Annotated in this window: 19 protein-coding genes; 2 read left to right on the top strand and 17 right to left on the bottom strand. The window is 36.0% G+C overall.

All coding sequences use genetic code 11. The features are described 5' to 3' along the window. Positions 1 to 13: 13 nt before the first annotated feature. The 3 genes from BM260_RS06710 to BM260_RS06720 all read right to left on the bottom strand — a co-directional run bounded on the left by BM260_RS06710 (position 14) and on the right by BM260_RS06720 (position 2,654). The gene (locus tag BM260_RS06710) at positions 14 to 613 is read right to left on the bottom strand and encodes a cupin domain-containing protein (RefSeq protein WP_093536742.1); all 600 of its coding nucleotides are present in this window, start codon (positions 611 to 613) and stop codon (positions 14 to 16) included. Positions 614 to 768: 155 nt separating this feature from the next. Then, positions 769 to 1,746, bottom strand: a complete 978-nt coding sequence (locus BM260_RS06715; RefSeq protein WP_322788067.1) for an alpha/beta fold hydrolase — start codon at positions 1,744 to 1,746, stop codon at positions 769 to 771. 197 nt (positions 1,747 to 1,943) lie between these two features. Then, positions 1,944 to 2,654, bottom strand: coding sequence for a class I SAM-dependent methyltransferase (locus BM260_RS06720; RefSeq protein WP_093536342.1), 711 nt, complete (start codon positions 2,652 to 2,654; stop codon positions 1,944 to 1,946). A 460-nt stretch (positions 2,655 to 3,114) separates the two neighbouring features. Between BM260_RS06720 and BM260_RS06725 the strand changes: the two genes are divergently transcribed. Beyond that, complete coding sequence (locus BM260_RS06725) at positions 3,115 to 4,137, top strand: ATP-binding protein (protein ID WP_245762653.1); 1,023 nt, start codon at positions 3,115 to 3,117, stop codon at positions 4,135 to 4,137. A gap of 59 nt (positions 4,138 to 4,196) precedes the next feature. Next, entirely contained in the window at positions 4,197 to 5,486 is a 1,290-nt protein-coding gene (locus tag BM260_RS06730) for a sensor histidine kinase (RefSeq protein ID WP_093536346.1), read from the top strand. Between the two features lie 152 nt (positions 5,487 to 5,638). On the opposite strand, the gene BM260_RS06735 is transcribed toward BM260_RS06730, so the two are convergent. The 14 genes from BM260_RS06735 to BM260_RS06800 all read right to left on the bottom strand — a co-directional run bounded on the left by BM260_RS06735 (position 5,639) and on the right by BM260_RS06800 (position 20,355). Next, the gene (locus tag BM260_RS06735; protein WP_093536348.1) at positions 5,639 to 5,968 is read right to left on the bottom strand and encodes a hypothetical protein; all 330 of its coding nucleotides are present in this window, start codon (positions 5,966 to 5,968) and stop codon (positions 5,639 to 5,641) included. A 433-nt stretch (positions 5,969 to 6,401) separates the two neighbouring features. Further along, entirely contained in the window at positions 6,402 to 6,656 is a 255-nt protein-coding gene (locus BM260_RS06740) for a hypothetical protein (protein ID WP_139219903.1), read from the bottom strand. 63 nt (positions 6,657 to 6,719) lie between these two features. Further along, positions 6,720 to 7,775, bottom strand: coding sequence for an SGNH/GDSL hydrolase family protein (locus BM260_RS06745; protein ID WP_245762654.1), 1,056 nt, complete (start codon positions 7,773 to 7,775; stop codon positions 6,720 to 6,722). Positions 7,776 to 7,827: 52 nt separating this feature from the next. Beyond that, positions 7,828 to 9,708, bottom strand: coding sequence for a beta-N-acetylhexosaminidase (locus BM260_RS06750; protein WP_093536352.1), 1,881 nt, complete (start codon positions 9,706 to 9,708; stop codon positions 7,828 to 7,830). Position 9,709: 1 nt separating this feature from the next. Then, positions 9,710 to 10,423 carry an alpha/beta hydrolase gene (locus BM260_RS06755; RefSeq protein WP_093536354.1) on the bottom strand — a complete coding sequence of 238 codons (714 nt, stop codon included), beginning with the start codon at positions 10,421 to 10,423 and terminating at the stop codon, positions 9,710 to 9,712. Positions 10,424 to 10,440: 17 nt separating this feature from the next. Next, the gene (locus BM260_RS06760; RefSeq protein WP_093536356.1) at positions 10,441 to 11,322 is read right to left on the bottom strand and encodes an ROK family protein; all 882 of its coding nucleotides are present in this window, start codon (positions 11,320 to 11,322) and stop codon (positions 10,441 to 10,443) included. A gap of 22 nt (positions 11,323 to 11,344) precedes the next feature. Continuing rightward, the gene (locus BM260_RS06765) at positions 11,345 to 12,037 is read right to left on the bottom strand and encodes an N-acetylmannosamine-6-phosphate 2-epimerase (RefSeq protein ID WP_093536358.1); all 693 of its coding nucleotides are present in this window, start codon (positions 12,035 to 12,037) and stop codon (positions 11,345 to 11,347) included. 41 nt (positions 12,038 to 12,078) lie between these two features. After that, on the bottom strand, positions 12,079 to 13,248 hold the full coding sequence (locus tag BM260_RS06770; RefSeq protein ID WP_093536360.1) for an alpha amylase family protein: 1,170 nt from the start codon (positions 13,246 to 13,248) through the stop codon (positions 12,079 to 12,081). Between the two features lie 14 nt (positions 13,249 to 13,262). Beyond that, a complete protein-coding gene (locus tag BM260_RS06775; protein WP_093536362.1) occupies positions 13,263 to 14,840 on the bottom strand; it encodes an FAD-dependent oxidoreductase in 1,578 nt (525 codons plus the stop codon). Between the two features lie 71 nt (positions 14,841 to 14,911). Then, the gene (locus BM260_RS06780) at positions 14,912 to 16,468 is read right to left on the bottom strand and encodes a DUF4127 family protein (RefSeq protein ID WP_093536364.1); all 1,557 of its coding nucleotides are present in this window, start codon (positions 16,466 to 16,468) and stop codon (positions 14,912 to 14,914) included. Positions 16,469 to 16,510: 42 nt separating this feature from the next. Beyond that, entirely contained in the window at positions 16,511 to 17,344 is an 834-nt protein-coding gene (locus BM260_RS06785; RefSeq protein WP_245762655.1) for a carbohydrate ABC transporter permease, read from the bottom strand. A gap of 13 nt (positions 17,345 to 17,357) precedes the next feature. Then, positions 17,358 to 18,257: a carbohydrate ABC transporter permease gene (locus BM260_RS06790; RefSeq protein WP_093536368.1), complete on the bottom strand. Its 900-nt coding sequence runs from the start codon at positions 18,255 to 18,257 to the stop codon at positions 17,358 to 17,360. A 60-nt stretch (positions 18,258 to 18,317) separates the two neighbouring features. After that, positions 18,318 to 19,595, bottom strand: a complete 1,278-nt coding sequence (locus BM260_RS06795) for an ABC transporter substrate-binding protein (protein ID WP_245762656.1) — start codon at positions 19,593 to 19,595, stop codon at positions 18,318 to 18,320. A gap of 163 nt (positions 19,596 to 19,758) precedes the next feature. Then, a complete protein-coding gene (locus tag BM260_RS06800) occupies positions 19,759 to 20,355 on the bottom strand; it encodes a DUF624 domain-containing protein (protein ID WP_093536372.1) in 597 nt (198 codons plus the stop codon).

The raw sequence follows: 20,355 nt of genomic DNA on the forward strand, positions 1-20,355 counted from the left end.
CGTAATGGTGGAATTATTGCATTGGATAGCTTTGGTTGATGAAATGATTTGGATAGTATTGCTGATTATCTGTTGTAGTTTTGTTGCAGTTTTTTGGTGGACCAATATAGGTAGACGGCATAACTGGAGCTATCGCTTTTTTCCACTCGTTCTCGTTCATACAATAGGTATGCGCCATAATATTCGAAGGTGTCAATTTTAAAATATCGGAACCTAGAATTACTTCAGGCGTGGAAGCATTAAAAATAGCTAATATATGCGTTCGATCTTCAGTAGCCATTTGGTAATGCCACCAACCTTGTGGGATATTTGCCACTTGACCTGGTGTAATCGTGTAGTGTTTATATTGCTTAGTAAATGGATTGAGTATAGAAACAACGATTTCTCCTGAAATACAGTATACTAACTCTGCTGCATTCGGATGGTAATGTGGCTCTATGTTATTGTTGGCACTAAGAAAAATATCGAGCAAAGATATATTATCCAGTGTATTTAATTGTTGAACACCTAAAATATTCATAAAGTTATAACTATCTTTTTTAAAGAAGGGGCTTTTATTTACATCAAAAGCGAACTGAGTGGACGGTGCTGTGTAATCAATAGAAGAATCCATAACTTGACCTGCCTTTTTAGCATTTGTAATGTGTTTACAAAGCACATTCCTTCCATGATATGTAATTAGCCTATTTATTGTGCAATAGGCAGACTGCACAGACTGGATAGAATAATATACCTTCTGTATTTTAAAGACAGGTACTATGCATTTATTCAATCATTTCTAAACGCTTCGGTAAATTCATTAACGTATTCACTCATTTGCTGATATTGAGTCCAGTGCAGATAATGATGCCCTTCTAAAGGAACAAGTTTTTGTAATGGCGAATTTCCTATTTCTGACTGATAAAAGGTTATATTCGATTTGCCTTCCTCATTCTCTTCTTTTTCGTTTGTCGTGAAAATCATCACAGGCATATCTGGAGGAAACGACAAATTACGTGTTTTTCCAATGTTATTATTTATTTCATTTGCTTCATTTACTATATTTTTGTTATACCCCCTCTGCGCAGAAAGGATTTTGGTCATTTTTAAATTTTTTTCTGAATAAATACCTTCGTCTGCCAAAGGGAGGAACTCTTCTGAACTTAAATATAATGCCAATCTTGCAATTCCCGTAGGGGCTATGTAACTCATATATTTTGGCATTGTAGGAACAGATTCATCAAAATACTCTAAGGCATTAGGTAATGTGGGATCGATTCCTATAATAGCTTTAATTTCCTCTGGATATTTACTCGCATAATACATACTATAAATTCCAGAAATAGAATGGGGCATCAATATATATGGCCCTTCGATATTCGATTTTATTAAAGCTGTTCGTAATTCCTCAACTAAATTCTCTACTGTTCGATCCTCATCCGTTAGGTCGCTCCAGCCATAACCAAAAGGCTCTACCACAACAACTTCATTACTTTTTGACATCTCGTTAATTAAAGGTTCAAAATCCAACACTGGCGCTGTCGTACCTAAACCACTCAACAAAATAATTGTATTTGGCCCCTCACCTTTTGTATACACATGCATATTCTTTCCATCCACTTCAACTAATTCACCTAATGCTGGATACTTCTTTTGTTCATATGCAACCATAACCTGATGGAAAGCAATCCAGACAAGGAATAGTGCAGCTAACGCTAAAATTAAGTTTCTAATTATTACCCGAAATTTAAACCTCTTTTTTTTCACTTTCTCCACTGCTTTCTGATATAAAGTTGTACTCGATAATGGAATGTCAAAATCTTTCTATCTTTATATTACGATAAATAACTTTTTTAGTTTCAATAACGCTTTTTACATAAAAAAACGAGGGATTTCCCCTCGCTTCCACTTTATAAAATTAAGAACGTAGAGCTTTGTCTATTTTCCTAATTGTCTCTTTTTACCTAATTTTCTTTCCGAGCTTTTACAATCATAAAGTGAGCATTTTTCATAAGATTTTTATACTTCTCTGGTTTTTTCTCTTCAAAAGCTTTTGTAGGTTGTGGTTCGATTAACTTTTCCAATGTAAAATATGCTGCCGTTACATTTACTATTTCATTTAGTGGACGACGATAAAACGGAACCTCTATCAGCTTTCCTTCTCTCTTCCATTGATCGATAATAAGCTCTTTGGAAAAATAGTCACCATTCACGGACAATTTTATATCCATAAATGGGTGGTGTACGGAATAAAGTAATTTCCCATTAGGTTTCAATATTCTTTGGAATTCGCTAAAAGTTTTGCTCCAATCCTTTATATAATGAAGAACTAAAGAGCTTATAATCACATCGAATGTTTCATCTTCAAAAGGTAGTTTTTCTCCTAAATCCAAACATAATACCTTTGCGTTTTCTCCGACTCTTCTTTTAGTAGCCTCTACCATTTTTGGACTAATATCAGTCGCTGTAACTTCAGCACCAAAATTCACTAATTGCTCTGTATACCAACCTGCTGCACAACCAGCGTCCAAAATCTGCTTGTTTTTTAAATCAGTTGGCAATAACTTCATCATTGCTGGTCGTTCATATTCTGTATTAAATAGACTTCCTTTATCCACATTATGCTCGTAATCATTGGCAAGTTGGTTATAAGTTTCTATCACCCTGTTATTCATGTCCCACCTCAAAGGTTAGTATTATATATCCTCCTGTATTCAACAAATAATTTCGAATACCTCCTTGTAACAAAACACAATATTTAGCCCCTGCATTAAGAAAAAAAACACAGGGTTAGGGATACTTTATCAAAAATCCCTATAAATCGTCTGAATATTCTTTTAAGGATATTGTATATTCTGCATTCTTTAGTTACTATTAATTTATAAAAATTATTAGAAGAGGTATATATTGGGAGTTATAACAATACACTTTTTATTTAATCTGACCTTATTAACGATTCTATTTTTTGCTTTCTTTCTATTAAGTAAGAGAGTCGGTAGTATCCATATACACAAACGAACAGGCTTATTATACTTTGTTCTTTCATTAATACTTTGTTCTCTATTTTCTTATCCCATACAAAGTGAGTATGTTCTAGATTTGAGGATAATTCCTTTTTTATTGGGTGGTCTTTATTTGAGGCTCAGTCCTATACTAGGATTTTTGGTTATTTTCTTTCGTGCATTCCATGGAATAGACCTTGGATTCTTTATAGCAATTGCATTTTATAGCGTGTTTAGTTTCTTTATATGGCGTATTTCTCCTTGGTTTTTAAAACTCACTTCTACTACACGAATACTGTTTTCCACCGGTATTACTTTACTATTAAGTGTAGGTATCCTACTTACCATAGCATTAAACACAGTATCTGCTGACCAATTGCTAGACATAATCATTGCTTATGTAGTAGTCCCACCACTTGGAGTTGCCCTGCTTTCTTCTCTCATTGAAATAAGAGAAAAAAATCAGCAGTTGCAGCAACAGTTAATAATTGAAGAAAAGTTGGCTGCAGTCGAACAAATGGGTGCTGCAATATCTCACGAAATACGAAATCCATTAACTACAGCAATTGGATTTATCGATCTCCTCGATCAAGTTTATCTTGATAATAATAGAAGAACAAAATATCTCTCCATTATAAAAAATGAGTTAGATTCTGCAGAAGGTATCATACAAGATTACTTAACCTTTTCTAAACCAGTTGTTGAATCAGTAGAGGAACTGGATATTCAAGAAGAACTAACGCATATTTTAAAATTACTACACCCTCTTGCTAATTATCATTCAGTGAAGGTTTCAACTGACTTTTCTACCTATGGAACAATCCAAGGAGACAAGTCGAAATTCCACCAATGTTTTATAAATATTATGAGAAATTCGATTGAATCTATGTCTTATGGCGGTGCATTATTGATCAAAACGGTGGCTACTCAGAACAAGATAATTATTTCTATACAAGATACAGGAACAGGGTTGAATAAAGAACAAATTCAACGTATAGGAGAACCACATTATTCTACGAAGGGACCCCAGGGAACTGGTCTCAGCATGATGGTTTCTTACAGTATATTACGTGCTATGAGAGCGAGAATTGAAGTTCAAAGTGAGATTGGCAAAGGCACCACTTTTCAATTTCATTTTAAGATTAACAAAACTTAGATGAAGTGAAGATATAGATGAATCCTTTTAGGAATAAATAGTATTGGAGGAATAATACCTTGGAGTTAACAGTATACTTCTTTTTCAACTTATCCTTGTTAATCGTATTACTACTTTCAGGTTTTTTATGTGGAGAGAAGCTGAGAAGGTATTGGTCTTATCAAGCTATTTGCAACATCTATTTAATAATTAGTTTAGTAATCTGTTTTATTTTTACTTATGAAATTGAAGGTATTGAGGTTGTTTTTGATTTACGGAAAGTTCCGTTCATTATCGGTGGTTTGTATATGGGAATAGGACCTTTTTTGGCTACATTCATTGTATTCGTAAGAGGTCTTTTGGGAATTGATTTTGGATTTTGGATGACTGTCCTTTATTATGGAGGACTAGCCATTCTTTTTTGGCGAATTGCCTCCTGGTTTTTAAAACGCTCTCCCATGCAGCGAATTCTTTTTACTGGATGCGTAACTTTTCTGTTCAGTTTTGCCCAAACTTTTACGATGGGAATTTGGCACTTACCTCACAGTAGTGCTGAAGTTTTGTTTGCTTACTTAGTCATCCAACCAATTGGAGCCGTAATTATTTCTTATATTATTGAAGAAATTATTATGACTATTCAATTGCGCCAACGCACTATAAAATCCAAAAGGATAGAGGCTGTTGAACGAATGGGTGCAGCTATTAGTCATGAAATTCGTAACCCATTGACAGCAGCAATTGGTTTTGTTCAACTTTTGCAAAGTAATGCTATTTCAAAAGAGAACCATACCCACTACATCTCCATTATTAAAAACGAACTGAAATCTGCTGAAAGAGTCATTCAAGATTATTTGAATTTCTCTAATCCTGAAATTAAATCGATGGAACCCCTACTTCTTCAGGAAGAGCTAGAACAAGTAGTTCAATTGCTACAACCATTGGCAAAGCGAAATTCGGTTAAAATAGTTTCTATTTTTTCACCGGGAGAGGGGATTGAAGGAGACAAACAAAAATTTCATCAATGCTTTGTAAATATTATGAAAAATGCAATAGAATCAATGCCTGAGGGAGGAATATTAACGGTTGAAACGGAGCGTACAACAACTGTAAGCATTCTCATTAAAGATACTGGTTCAGGTATGACACTTGAACAAATGACCCGTCTAGGTGAACCTTATTATTCAACCAAAGGAAGCAAGGGAACAGGTCTCGGTATTATGGTAGTGTATAGTATCGTACGTGCTATGAATGGTACAATTCATGTAGAAAGTGAAATTGGAAAAGGAACGACATTTAAAATTACATTTCCTTCCTTATTATCTAATTCGTTAGAAACAAAGAAAACTGAGAAAGAACTTGTTATGAGTTGATAAGTGCTAAGAAATTATACTAAAAATAGACTTGTCTCATTTTCAATCACAAGTCTATTTTTATTGGGTCTTAACTATTTTCATCTCATTTAGATTATTTGCTTTTCTGTTCCTTCTTTTTACAAGGATTAATCCGATTTGCAAACAAATATTTAACGCCGAGAACTATTTTCTTTTTTGATCCTTGAAATTTTATAAATTTGATTGCTTACAGGCATCGCTTTAAAACGATTATAAAACATAGGAAGAACGAGTCCCACATAATCATCTAAAAACTTGTTTTCCATTCTTTCTTCTATGAGAACTCTATACTTCACCAAAGCGCTTACGATCAGTTTTTCATTTGGTTTCGACATATTAATCGTCTCTATATGTTGAATCGACCGAGTCTTATACTGCAAAATCTTTTTTACTTTTTTTTCATAATCTTTCGTATTTTTTACTTCTACCAACATATTTACTACCGTTATTACTTCAATCATTTGAAATCCTCCATGCGTGAATAGCAGTTATTGTCTACATGGTAGCATAGAAAAACGGATGGAGAAAACTCCAAGTTTTATGTACTAATGACCCTCTGTGAAAAACAAACATGAATATTTAAAACACAGAGTCGAATTTAAGAAAAAATTCAGACATGATTCGAAATAATTCCTGGGGAATGACAATTTTCATAAAAACGGATTTTGGTGTAGCTGGATATATATTTGCCACTTTATTCGCTAAAATTAGCTAATGATGCGGAGGCATTATCTACAACTCCAACTACTTTGGAACAACTGCCTTAGTAGAGTTGTAAAAGGTAGCAGATTCTAAGCAATTCAAAATTTTTTTTGAACCTGGCACCCTACACTAACTAATGAAAAAAATAACCTTAAAGAATATCTCTAAGGTTTTATAATTTTTATTCCTTTGTTAGTGGTGTATATAGCTATTATCTATCGAAACTCTCTTAATAAAATCCAATGCCTTTTGGTGATAAACAGAAATAATGTCCTGTCCAATTTTTGAATTTTCACCTTCTACTTCAATTTTACCTAGTGGAATAAATCTAGTATATGAAGGTATTTCGTTATCTGGAATGAGGCAATGGAGTGTTAAGTTGGTCCAAAAATTTAAGCAGGTATAGAAAAATGCATCTTTTTCTACACCTGTTTTTTTCCATTTCATATAATCTGATTGTGACCCTTTATCTTTGTCAGTGCCCTTGTCTCGCTGCACCAACGTATATATTTAGAGCTCGTTGTTCCTTAAAAAACCAAAAGCACTCTCCAAGCGATTCGCCATTTCCATAAATCCTAAGTCGTTCGGATGGATTCCATCGACTGTACATTCGTGCCATAATTCGCCTAACAAAGTAGAACCATCTATAAATGAAATATTCCTATCGCCTTGTTGCTTTAACTTTTCCACAGTCAATTTCGAGTATTCTCTACGGTTTTGATAATCCTCGTACTCTCCTATTGCTTTGTCCTGTACAAATGGAATTCTTGATATGATGATAATAGGGATATGCAGATGATATTCCCGATAGGTTTCGATAAAGGGAATTAGTGTATCTTGATATTCCTCGTATGAAACATTTGCCTCATAGTCAAGAACAAAACAAGCTGGCCGTTCGATTTCTCTGATCGTTAATGCCACCCCATGTTCACCTTTGCCACTTCCAGAAAATCCTAAATTAATAAATTCTAAATTAAATCTCCTGCTGAGGATATTTGTGTACGACATACCAGGCCTACTTGCACAAGCACCTTGCGTTATGGAAGTACCGTAGAAAATTACTCGTTTATCTGATAAATACGGAGTAGGCTGTTCTATGATTGCTTCTGGGTTTGTTCCTATCTGTAATTCTTCTACCCCCTGATACAAGGGGAAATTCAATGTCACTTCTCTAAGTTGTTCCGCACTGTATTGATTACTACTGTTAAAATCCCAAATCGTTTTCTCGTATGATTGTTCAAGAAGAGATGGAAAGGCTGTTGCATAATACATTTGCCTTCCTGGTCCTCCCACGTATACATCAAATCCACATTGACCTGAAGCAGCCATATGCCCCATACTTGCAGAATCAGTTAACTTAACTTTTAATTTAAGCTTGGAAGCATTTGTTCGAAAACTAATATGTCCACCTGAAGTATTAGTCGCTAGTTCATCCACGCGTGGGGGTATATCATAATGAGAGTGAGCCGGAAGTCGCCGATACCGTTCCTCCTTGTCAATCCATGCAAAGCCACTAATACGAAACGGTTTTTCCTTTGGGTCGTACCATTTTATCTCTTCTTTCACTTTCCATCCCTCCTTCTGGGTTAAGGGGACAGATTCCCCGTCCCTCCGTCCGCTAAATGCTCCCTGCTGTTACGATCCGATTGTACGTTTCACCTCTGCCTAATGTTACATTATCAGGGAATTGTTCGGGGCCATCATAACGAAGGCGCTTTTCTTCTAGTTCCTCTAGTTTTGATACTTTACCGTCTATCCAAACATGTAGTCGATACTCTGCTGTTTCTATTCTAGTCAATAAACCTCCATATCGAATATCTAGAACTTCCCATCCGAACGCTTTATTAATGGAAAACCAAACATCTCTATGTGCCTTTCGTAAAGAATCAACCTCTACTTTAAGAATTTCAAGCTTTTTAAGACAAACCTTAACTCCTACTTTATTCCGTTTATCATAGGCTGACTTCAAATCAATACCAAGTTCCGCCTTCACACTTAATACACTTGCTAGCTGCTCATAAAAGCTAAACAACAAAACCATACCCTGATTACGTAATTTAGCTGCCCCTAGCTGCTCCACTAAGCCACTGTAATGCTCAGCAATCGGAAGTCCTTTTATATTTTCATCAAACAGCCCCACTAACACATCCTGCCAAAGTAGAAATTTAGACGGGTTTGAGGAATATAAGTTATCCTCCATGACTCCAGGTATTTCATCAAATTGATTCAATAAAAGAAAATCATGTAGCTTGTAACCTGTACAGTAGGTGAACCGTTCTTCCAAATGCTCTCTACTTACCTCTTGATGATACGTATGTTCAGCAAATAGTTGTAATCCAGGAAGAGCGCTTTGGATTGGAGTTTCTGCTCCGTTATCCCCCCACATTGTTGCAAATACCTCTTTAACTCCTATTTTTTTGCAGGCATTTAAAGCAGCCTCCGAGTTCTTAAATGCCCTCGCGTAATTTGGAGAGATACCATTCCAGGTCCACAGCCCTCCAGCAAAAATTGGTTGTGATACGATCTGTTTATGAGTATTCAGCATTTCCTCATAAAAGCTTTCATCGGAATGATAGTAATCCCAGTACACCATTTTTACGTTTGGAATGGATTGTTTAACTTGATCCAACAACGATGAATCAAAATCATAATAGTTTCCGTTCTGAGAAGCCAACCTGAAATACATGTCACTCCAAATCATCGGCTGCAACCCGTATTCCTCTGTGATTGATACTACTTCCTGAAGATGCTGATTCATTATTTCAAATCTATTCTGATACCCTTTTTTTTCCATGTACTTTCCACGGCCTAACTGCAGAGCTTCATCCATTCCAATATGAATCCTTTTTGTACGATACGGCCTCGACGCTGCCTCAATCAGTCTCTTTAACAATTCATAGGTTTTAAGTTCTCCGACGAGTAGAATATCTTCTGTATCCTTTATATCATTCGCATAACCCCATTTTAAGGCTTCCTTTAAATGAGCCAATGTTTGAATACATGGAATCATTTCAATCCCTAATTGGAAGGCATAGTCGTCACATTCTTGAATTTCAGTCTCAGTGTATCTTCCACGCATATATCCAAAATAAGGTATTCCCGGAACCTCATACGTTTCCTCTGTATAAACCATTACCATGTTTAAGCCCATCACGGCCATTTTACGCAATAACATTTTTATGCCATCGACCTTTAATACTGCGTTTCTCGAAACATCAATCATCGCGCCACTTGTTTCAAATTGAGGTTCTTCAGTTAGATGGAATTCTTCTCTTTTTTCAATGTGTTGAAGCCATAGACCTAACCCTCTAAAAAAATGAATCTTGTTTTCAAAGATGATCTGCCCTTTACCATCATTATTTTGTACAACTAAAGGTCCTTGACAATTTATCACTTCAATCGGATATCCATCTTCAGCACGTTGTATTCCCAAATCGTCACTAAGGATCGTAATCCCTTCACTGATCTCTGTTAGATCACCTGTAAAATGTATCTTCATGTTAAACCTCCTTCACAAAAAACTGCAATGCGGCTGGTAAATCCCTTTCCCAAACCTTCCACAGATGTTCGTCCTCAGATTCTATATATTTTACATTTACGTTTTTTAAAAGAAAGCTTTTATACAATTGGCGATTCCTTGTCAAAATATATAATTTTTCCTTAGATATCGCAGATACAAACTCATCCTCATAGATTCCTACAGTTTGATAGACATTCCAGGTAGATAAATCCATGGCCTCCAACTGTCTAATATCTCCATTAGAAACAGCCGGAGACTGAAGCAATACATGCGTCCATATTTCCGGCTTTTCTAATGCGATATTTAAGCTAATATTACCTGCTAAAGAACCCCCCAGAATACCTCTTTTACTAATTCTCGCAACTCCTAAGTTACTTTCAATTTCAGGAATAAATTCATCATTTATAAAACGCAGATAATCGTGAAAGGAAGCTCCTTTTCTACTAAATGATTCCCATCTTTCCATCGAATCGCCAGGATCAATCAGAACTATTACGAGATGGTCAGCCAGTTCAGGATGTAGATGTACTACATCCCGGATAGCTTTCTCTAGTCCTCCCAGCTCTATATAGTCCTTGCCATCCTGGACATATAAGAGATAAGCATCCTCAATATTCTCGCTAGTATTTACAACCATGTAATCTAGTGTCTTCTTTAAATGAGAACTATAAAATGTACGATTACATTTATTCAATGTATTTAGCCCCTTTTCTAGCTAAATTTATGCAATGAGATTGCACCATAGAGTCCAGCTTTATTGCCAAATTGTGATTTCAAAATTTTGACATCTGAATAACTATCCATTATGTGTTGATGAACTTTTTCAGAAACGAGTTTGATAGACATATCTTGTTCCATAATACCCCCACCTAAAATGACACAGGGAGGGTTGAAGATATGAATTAAACTGGCAATACCAATTGCCACTTCATTTGTCCAAGTATCAAATACCTCAAACAACCTCTTGTCGCCACCTTGGATCATTTCAAGCAACTGTCTACCATTTGTGCAGTTTGGATTTACTTTTTTTGCTTCTCTAACCAAGGCCGTTGTGGAACCATATTGCTCATAGCATCCTCGTTTTCCACAACCACAATGGATACCGTTAGGATAGTGGTTCATATGACCAAATTCTCCCGCAGTACCAGTATCACCTCGATGCAGCTTTGAGTCTATTACAATAGCTCCACCTATGCCTGTTCCGAAAGTTAAAAAGAGAAAGTCGCCATACTGCTTACCCACTCCATAAAATTTTTCACCAAGAGCCGCTGCATTTACGTCGTTTTCTACCTTAACATGCACATTAAATTTCGTTTCTAAGCGATCCTTTATTCTTGTACCAGTGTAGTTTGGTATATTGTCATTTGCATAGATAATATAACCTTCCTCACTGTTTACCTGTCCAGCAGTACTAATACTGATTGCATCTATTTCAGGGTACTCAGAGATTATATCCTCCAATTTTTTAAAGATAGAAGGCCCACCCTTTTTACTTTCTGTTTCAACTTCTTTAAAGAACACTATATTTCCATTCTCATCGGTTACGCATATTTTTATCGATGTTCCACCGATATCAGCAGCAAATATTTTCATTTCACTCTCACCTCAATGGAACTTAGTCCTCTAAGACTTGTAAAAATCGTTTTGTAATTTCTTGCGGTCGTGTAATAGCAGACCCTACTACAGCTGAGTGAACCCCAGTTGCAAAGACTTCCTTTAATTCCTCTGGTGACGAAATTCCGCCCTCAGCAATTACCGGTATCGTTAAATGATTAACAAATTGCTTAATCAAATCTATGTTAGGTAATTTTACGCCCTTTGTATAATCTGTATAGCCGCATAATGTTGTTCCTGCAGCATCAAATCCCAATTTTTCTGCTTGAATGCCTTCTTCTAGTGTCGAGCAGTCCGCCATAAACAATTGATGCGGATATTTCCTTCTGATTCTTGGAAAAATCTCTGTAATTGTATAACCATCTGGTCGCACTCGATTGGTGGCATCTAATGCAATCATATCTACCCCTTCTCTCACAAGAAGATCAATCTCCCTCATTGTTGGAGTGATAAATACATCAGAAGTGTCATAGTCCTGTTTAATAATTCCGATAATTGGCAAGTCAGTTACTTTTTTAATCTCATGAATATCTTCTACACTGTTAGCCCGTATGCCATTTGCACCCGCCTGGGTTGCAGCTATCGCCATCTTTCCCATGATAAAGGAGCTATGAAGGGGCTCATGAGGCAATGCTTGACAAGACACGACTAACTTTTTATAAATTTTGTCAAAAAAATCTTGGTTGTTATCCATTTCATACACTCCAGTTACCTACTACTCACTAGGATAATTATTTAAAGGTCTAAATCGTTCCACCATTTGTATTCCTCTAAATACACCGTATCAAAAAGCATTACTCCGTTTGACCGTTCTTTACATAGCTGAACAGCCTTTTTAAATTGGTCTACATTGTTGGTATAATCCTTCAAATATAAACTACCAATCACCGGTACTTTGCCATTGATAGCTTCCTTGCTCATATTCATCGCACCTTCGACACTATACCAACTAGCAGGTCTCCCATTACTCTCTGCTTCTTCGATCGTGACATCTTTGTAGTAACAGCCTGTCATGATAAAATCAAATTCTTCTGCATAGCCAGATGTATGATAATTATCAGAAGCCCATTCTAACGAAGGATGATAGGTTTCACTGCCCCAGTTGACACCTTCGTTATAATATAGCGGATACCATGAACCCACATATATCGAAAAAATTAAATCTGAATTCTTCGTTTTAACAACACTTTTTGCTTTTTGAACAAAGTTCTTAATATTTTTAGCACGGAACTCTGCCCATTTCGGAAAGAGCGGACCAAACGTGGGATTCCTTTCCTCAACAGTCATAATATCCTCTGGCCAGTTATTCAGTTCTTGGCCGATATATGCTTCGAATTTCTCTCTACTTAAATTACTAAAATCTCCATAGATATTTGGATATCGACATCTATCTAAGACAACTCCATCAATATCATAGGTACGTACGATTTCTTGAATAATGTTTAACTCATATGCCTCAACCTCTGGATGAATTGGATTAACGAAAACAGTCGGATCATGGCGATTTTCCGCAGCTGTTGGTGTATTAGAAAGTGCCTCGTTATAATGAACAACTTGCCACTCGGGCCTGTCATATACCATTCCTTCTTTTTCTAATCCATTTCCTTCAGCGAATATATCGACATTCGCTATAATTTTCAGACCAGAACCTTTTGCGTAATGTATCATTTCTTGAAGAAAATCTCGACCTTTCCAAGCATGATACTGTTTATCCTTCATTTCACTAACATGATAAGCAAATTCACTTGGAAAAGTTGTAAATCCATATGGAATTTTTGCATCAATTACAAGATGTGTAATCTTACTTTTTAGGGCTTTGTGAATTAGCTCTTTCATTTTTTCCGGCTCTAACAATCGAGTACCGTTCGCTAAAAAATCAACCCATAATATGTTTGATTGGTCCATTTTTTTCCTCCTTCTTATAGGTCAATATCTTCTGGCCAATGAAGCTGAACTCCATTATTCACTAGAAGCTTTTGATACGCCTGTAGGTGCTCTTCCTCTTGTCTTACCTGGCGAGGAATAACATTGTTTAATAACGAATACGCGACTAAGTAACCTGCTGATTCTCCAATATTCCACTCTGTTGGGTGAAGTCTGTAACATCCATTTGTAATCTGAGTAGTCCCGATATTTTTACATGCAGGGAGTAAATTCTTTACACGGATTGGCAACAAAGCACCTAGTGGAATTTCATAAGGATAATTTGGAATATAAAAGCTTCGTTTCGAAACAGTTGTATGGTGTAAATCCAAATGATAACTTCCCAAACCTACACTATCAAAGTACTCACAAATCCCTTGATCTCCTCTTATCTCTTTACTGACATCTTTTTCTGTAATGGTGTATAAAGCCTTAATTCTTCTTGATTCCCTAATATATGGATATTTAGCAAGGCCATCTTCCGTACCCAACACATCTTTACGGAGCCTTAAGCCAGGGTAGCCTTTTCCATCATCAAGTCTTGATGCTTCTGTTTGTAGCCAGTACAAGAGCGATAAGCTTTGTTGTTTCGCATTGTATATATTCTTTTCAACTTCCTCTTCTGATACTCCATAGATGGGACCATGAAAATAATCATTCTGCGCCCAATTTATGAGGGAAATATCGCCTTCGTATAAATCCCCTTCGATATTCTCTGTATCTAATATTCTTCGATAAGTAAATAATGAAGGAATTCCTTCATTATTTGGGAATAACGTAAATTCTTTTAACTTGGATGTATCATCAGCATCCGTTGCATACCAGCTAAAAAGAGGCATATGTGAGAAACTAGGCATATACTCGCGCCAAAAATCATACTGCTCGGGTTTATCGATGGTAAAATTGCTACCTTCAACATAATCAACTGCAAACACATATGTAAAAGACTGCATATCGATTGGATTTGCTTCCTCTAAAGCATGCGGTTCCCCAGTTTCGTTTCTGGACTCCGCACCTGACACATATTCAACCCCGGCAATCGGTAAAACATCCCCACATTCTGTAGCATCTAAAAAGTATTCACCAATTAATTCAATTGTTTGAGATTTTTCGATATGAGTAACAGTGACAGATTTTACGAGATCATCCTCTGTCTTCGCATTTAATGGCTTATAGTTGCATAAAACTTTTATTTTCCCGCTGTTTAGGTATGGGGCAAGCATATCTTCGATTACCTTTAAAGCTACTTTGGGTTCATGCGCTAACCGACTTACCCAACCATTTCCCGGGTTTAATAGTTCATTTTCTCTCGCTTCTTTTGTAAGTGGATAGTTATCGCGATAATACTGACGTACTCTATTTCTAAATTCTCGATATGTGTCAGTACTACCGTATTTTTCAATCCATTTATGCTCATCTGGTGGTACCGCCTGACTTGTAAGCTGGCCGCCTAGCCAATCAGTTTCTTCCGTCATAATGACCTGTAAACCCATTTTTGCAACAGCTAATGCAGCCATACAACCACCTAAACCTCCACCTATTACGACCACATCTGTAGATTCTTGCTTCCCCATTACCAGCAACTCCTTTGTGGGTCACAGGGACAAGCCCGTCTTCCCACCATATTTAGACTGAGACAAGGATTCTATCCCATTATCTTCACCGTAGATATATGCTCAACTTCAAGACCGACTTCAAACATACGACTCCAAGGCATGTAACACTTGTTAATCAGAATCTCATTATCTTTATCATTGAGATTCTCCTTAATAAACTCATTCAATTGTTCCTGAACGATTTCAGAAACCCGACCATTCCTTCCGTCAACTAGGAAATAGTCATAACCTAAATGAGGTAAGTGGGTATTCGTAACAATATTTCTGACATAACTACAATATCCTGCATCTTCTACATAACGCAGTGCAAGGAAATTAGTATGTTGTTGCGTATTACCATATATATTGTGAAGCATTCCTTGTGCAATGCATGTTCCCAACGTATTTGAGCTTGTATTCCAGCCGGCGTAACCAGCTAATTGGAAAAGAAGATCTTTTCTTTTCAATAGTTTCAACAACGCCAAATCTGAACCATTCGCAAACGCGACATCGCCCACCACACATGGGATGTTTCTTTCAATCATTATAAATTCAAGCTGCTCCACAAAATCTATTAGATTCCGATTTACTTGATATATTGTACTTAGATTGTCTTGGTAGGCTGCTTCCATCATTGGCTCTACAGGTGAATTCACAAATAATGAAAAATCAGCTTCTGAGCGATTTGAGGTGATGAGTCCACCTGCAGCTAAAATTTGGTACTTAATAGTTTCCAGTAAAGGACGATCCTCATACAACGGGGTGACAGATGGACCTTGTGTACTTGAGAAAACTGGATATACCAAAGGTCTCTTCCCTTTAAAGCTATTAATCATTCTCGCCAACAATGTACAGCCGACTTCATCTGCCCCAGGATACATATACACATCTAGCTCAAGATTATAGGAGGCAATCGCTCCTCTGACTTCCTGTTGATCTATCGCAGTCCATCCGTAAGGTGCAGAATCATCTTGGGGAATAATCAAGAAATCTATCAAGCCTTTATTCACATACTCCAGGACAAGTTTATTGACCTCCACATTGATTTTTCTTCGAGATAAATAATCATCGACAATTCTTTGTGGTAGTTGTAGCTTTAGTTTTTCGTACTGCTTGTAATCTTCCTCTGATGCTAGATTGGCTGAAATCAGATGATGCAATTTCCCATACTGAAAAATCTCACTTCCCCAGTCTGCGTAATAATCCGGTTCTTCGTCACTACTTGAATACTTGGGACATCTCATGATTAAGTTGAATGCGTATATTTTTACGTCTGGATTTATTTCCTTAATCCTAGAAAGCCTTGCGAGCACCTTCCTGCACTCATTCAATGTTAGATGATGCAATCGGGAAGGAATGATTCCTCCGAATAACAATGTATCCAATGAAAGAATTAATCCGTTTGAATCTACCGCTTCCTCATATAGCCATTCCCATATCTTTTCTGTGTCACCTGAAACTTTTTTATTCCCCATTAGACCCAAATCTGGTCTTACAATCTCCACTTCTCCCTGAGAAGAGGAATCTGTCCCTCTGTCCCCAATAAAGTTTGGGTATGAGTAGTTACAAGGGCGTTCATCTAGCGGGACATAAGCAATTTTGTACATTTGAAATCTCCCTTTTTCTTAGCAATTTTCAATTCAGTTGCATTATCCTTTTACTGCTCCTGAAATTCCCTCCATATAGTATTTTTGTGTAAATAAGAATACGAAGATGATTGGTAAAACCGAGATTACCGTGCCAGCAGCAATCCACCCAAAGTTATATGAAAATTGGCCATTTAAGAAGCTTAGTGCAGATGCCAATGGGTATTTTTCTGTATTTAATACAATAATTGGCCATAAAAAGCTATTCCAGTTCGCCATAAACTCAAATAGACCAACAACTGCGACGGCTGGTTTAATCATGGGCATCATTAATTGAGCCCAAATTCGAAATTCCGAAGCACCGTCCATTTTACCGGAGTCCCTTATATCCGTTGGAATTCCCATGAATGCTTGTCTGAAAAGGAAAACATTAAATACAGATACAAGTGTTGGAAGCACAACCCCAGTAAAGGTATTAATTAATCCCATCGAATTAATTGTTAAATAGTTAACTACAAGTCCTGCAGCTGCTGGAATAATCATCGTTGAAACGAGCAACAGGAAGACTAAGTTTCTACCCTTAAATTTAAAAATAGCTAACGGATATGCCGTTAATGCACTGAATAAAATACTAAAAGTCACTCCCAAGAATGTGATAATAACCGTATTCCAAATATATTTAAGAAAGTCCATATACTCCCATACTTCCAAATAGTTTCTGAAATCAATGAAGGTTGGAAGTATTGCAGGTGGAAATGCAAAAATGTTTTTACCAGGCATGAGAGATACACTGATTAACCAAAGGAATGGTCCCATCATGAAGATGGCAAATATGATTAACAGTACATAAACAAAGAATTTACTGATAATTTTTTTTGCTTTATTTGTATTTTTCATTGGCTTATCCATATTAATATGGATTTACACCACCCTTCCTATTAAACAAGAAGATGAAAATACTAAAGAACATAATAATGAAACTAACAATTAATCCTAGTGCGGATGAATATCCAAATTCAAACTGTTCAAACCCCTGTTGGTAGATATAAACACTACTTGTTAATGTAGTATTACCAGGACCACCGGACGTTAAAACGAATACTTCATCGAATACACGAATAGCTGCCATTAAAGAGATTAATGTACATAAGAACACATATGGCTTTAACAAAGGAATAGTAATCCTAGTAATGAGTTGGAAGTTACTTGCACCATCAATTTTTGCAGCCTCGATACAATCATTTGGAACAGATTGTAGTCCTGCAAGATAGATCATCATATAGTAACCTAAGCCTTTCCATAAGGTAATAAACATCAAGGCCCAAAGTGCTGTATCTTTATCAGATAACCAGTTTATCTTCTCATCTAATAAACCGATAGACATTAAGAGGTAGTTAAGTACTCCATTCGAGCTCATTAACCAACCCCATATTATCGCAACAGCAACCATAGAGGTAACAACAGGAATATAATAGGCAGCCCTAAAAAACTTTATACCCGCTATATTTCTATTCACAAGAATAGCCATTAAAATAGAGATAATTTGAATAAAAGGTACAATAATCATATATAGTAGAGAGTTTTTAATCGAAGCAATAAAATCAACGTCAGAAAGTGCACGCTTAAAGTTATCAAGTCCTACAAACGACGTTTCCCCAATAACAGAATAGTTCGTAAATGCCAAAGGTACACTGAAAATAATTGGCCAAAAGGTAAACAAAGCCAGTAATACTAAACCTGGCGCCATAAATAACCAGGCAGTTTGAACTTCGGAAAACCTGCTAAAACCGACAGTTCTTTTCTTTCCCATAGGGTTTTCCTCCTAATCGAAAATGGGCAGAAATTCATCTGCCCATTCTGTTTTCATATATTAACGAGCTAAAATAGCATTAACTTCTTTCTCAGCTGCTTCAAGCTCAGCATCAAGATCTTGATCATTGATATATATGTTTTGTAAATGTTTATTTATGGTACTATCTACGTCACCTGCATTTTCAATACCAAGGTAAAAGTCTGTTGCTTTATCTAAACTTTCAACAGAAGCAGTTAGAGCTTGACCTTCTAATGTTCCATCATTTTTATAGAAATGCTCATCCTTCGCTGCTTCTTTAGTAGAAGGCAGTGTGTTTGCAGCTTTCGAGAATGCTAATTGATTCGCATCATTTGTTACATAATGTGCAAATGCAGTTGCAGCATCTACATTCTTAGATTCCTTTGGAACAGCTAGATTCATAGTGTTTGTAAAACGAATGCCTGCTTTTCCAAACGGTGCTGGAACAGCGATTGTATTTTCATATACATCTGGTGAAGCTGTTTTTAATTGGTTGATAAACGAAGAACTCGAGATAATCATACCTACTTGTTCACTACCAAATAGTTGAACTTGTTTATCAAATGCTGGAATATCCTTTGGAATAACACCAGCTTTGATTAAATCAATATTGCCTTGGATATATTCTTTTACTTCATCATTATTGAATATCGCTTTATCACCTTCTACAATTTTGAAGCCCTCTTCAAGGATAGATCGAGTTTCCATAGTGAATACGTATCCAAAAGAATCTGTTTTATCTGCAATTTGTTTACCCCAGTTTGCTAGATCTTCTTTTGTTTGTGGAGGATTATTTATATCAATACCTGCTTTTTCAGCTAATGACTTATTGATATAAAGAACCGGAATACCTGTATACCATGGAAGTGCATATGCACCTTCATCTTGCAAAGTAGAATTATAGATTCCTTCAAAATAAATCCCTTTTTGCTCGTCAGTTAACTGTTGATTGAAATCAACTAATGCATCTTTTGAAGCCAATTGGTTCGCCATTACAGTATTTAAGTTAACTACGTCAGGAGCTTTTTTACTTGCAATACTTGTCATTAATTTGTTCTGAACTGCATCATATGGGAAGTCTTTCCAGTCAATTTTCACACCCGGGTTTTCTTCCTCATATTTTGCAATCAGATCATTGAAATAATCATTAAATGTTGGTTGAAGCGAAATTGTCCAAAATTCAACAGACGTTTGCTTATCTTTCCCCTTCGATGCATCTGCATCATCTGACTCTTCAGAGCTACATGCTGCTAGAACCCCCAAAACTAGTAAAAACACCATAGCCAATGATAGTAATTTTTTGTACCCTTTAATCAATTCATTTCCCCCCATTTTTTAATTGATCTAGACTTCTTCGTGAAATCGTTTTCAAAAGGTGTTTCACAAGAGAATTATCTGTCTATTTTGAAATATATCACTTTTTGGAGATTAAATCCACCTTTTTTTAAATAAAACAAAAAAATATCCATTTATAATTCATTTAACTATTATTAATTTCATGTTCCTTAGCAAACATAATAAAATAACAGGTAAAGGCCAGAAAACTAAAAGCAATAATAAAAGGAACAAATCTAAGGTAGACGGATAATGAGATAATAATTGAATAGATAAAAATGATAAGTAAAGGCTTCAGAGGCTGTCTAAATAATAGAATATAGCTTCGAATGAACAATACTTTAATACGATATTCACCCATTATAATTAGTTTGGTGAGATGGCTAAATATCCCTAAAAATAAAAAAGCTACAATTATATTAAAGGGGAGAAGAAAATTCTGTAATGAATTTGGCAAATAATTAACCGCCATCATATCCCCTATTATGATGATTGAAATAACCACAAGAATAAGCCAGATTTTTATACCTTTTTTAAGATATGTAAAAAAATTCTTAAAAAATTGTTTCCAAGCTGGTATTTGATTACCTTCAGACATATCTTTAATGGCTCCTACTAGTGCTACAAAGGCAGGGTAAGCGGTTACTAATGGAAGTGAACATATTATGAACAAAAAGTTTAATAGAACCAAATCTACTATATATTCAAGAACCTCAAATAATCTATTATTTGAAGAAACCAT

It is taken from the genome of Psychrobacillus psychrotolerans, from assembly GCF_900115805.1.
In the GTDB taxonomy this organism is placed as follows: domain Bacteria; phylum Bacillota; class Bacilli; order Bacillales_A; family Planococcaceae; genus Psychrobacillus; species Psychrobacillus psychrotolerans.

Excerpts from the sequence above, each read along its gene's own strand:
- BM260_RS06710 (WP_093536742.1), bottom strand. The coding sequence starts at position 613 with ATGGATTCTTCTATTGATTACACAGCACCGTCCACTCAGTTCGCTTTT.
- BM260_RS06720 (WP_093536342.1), bottom strand. The coding sequence starts at position 2,654 with ATGAATAACAGGGTGATAGAAACTTATAACCAACTTGCCAATGATTAC.
- BM260_RS06735 (WP_093536348.1), bottom strand. The coding sequence starts at position 5,968 with ATGATTGAAGTAATAACGGTAGTAAATATGTTGGTAGAAGTAAAAAAT.
- BM260_RS06740 (WP_139219903.1), bottom strand. The coding sequence starts at position 6,656 with ATGAAATGGAAAAAAACAGGTGTAGAAAAAGATGCATTTTTCTATACC.
- BM260_RS06750 (WP_093536352.1), bottom strand. The coding sequence starts at position 9,708 with ATGAAGATACATTTTACAGGTGATCTAACAGAGATCAGTGAAGGGATT.
- BM260_RS06760 (WP_093536356.1), bottom strand. The coding sequence starts at position 11,322 with ATGAAAATATTTGCTGCTGATATCGGTGGAACATCGATAAAAATATGC.
- BM260_RS06765 (WP_093536358.1), bottom strand. The coding sequence starts at position 12,037 with ATGGATAACAACCAAGATTTTTTTGACAAAATTTATAAAAAGTTAGTC.
- BM260_RS06770 (WP_093536360.1), bottom strand. The coding sequence starts at position 13,248 with ATGGACCAATCAAACATATTATGGGTTGATTTTTTAGCGAACGGTACT.
- BM260_RS06775 (WP_093536362.1), bottom strand. The coding sequence starts at position 14,840 with ATGGGGAAGCAAGAATCTACAGATGTGGTCGTAATAGGTGGAGGTTTA.
- BM260_RS06780 (WP_093536364.1), bottom strand. The coding sequence starts at position 16,468 with ATGTACAAAATTGCTTATGTCCCGCTAGATGAACGCCCTTGTAACTAC.
- BM260_RS06785 (WP_245762655.1), bottom strand. The coding sequence starts at position 17,344 with ATGAAAAATACAAATAAAGCAAAAAAAATTATCAGTAAATTCTTTGTT.
- BM260_RS06790 (WP_093536368.1), bottom strand. The coding sequence starts at position 18,257 with ATGGGAAAGAAAAGAACTGTCGGTTTTAGCAGGTTTTCCGAAGTTCAA.
- BM260_RS06800 (WP_093536372.1), bottom strand. The coding sequence starts at position 20,355 with ATGGTTTCTTCAAATAATAGATTATTTGAGGTTCTTGAATATATAGTA.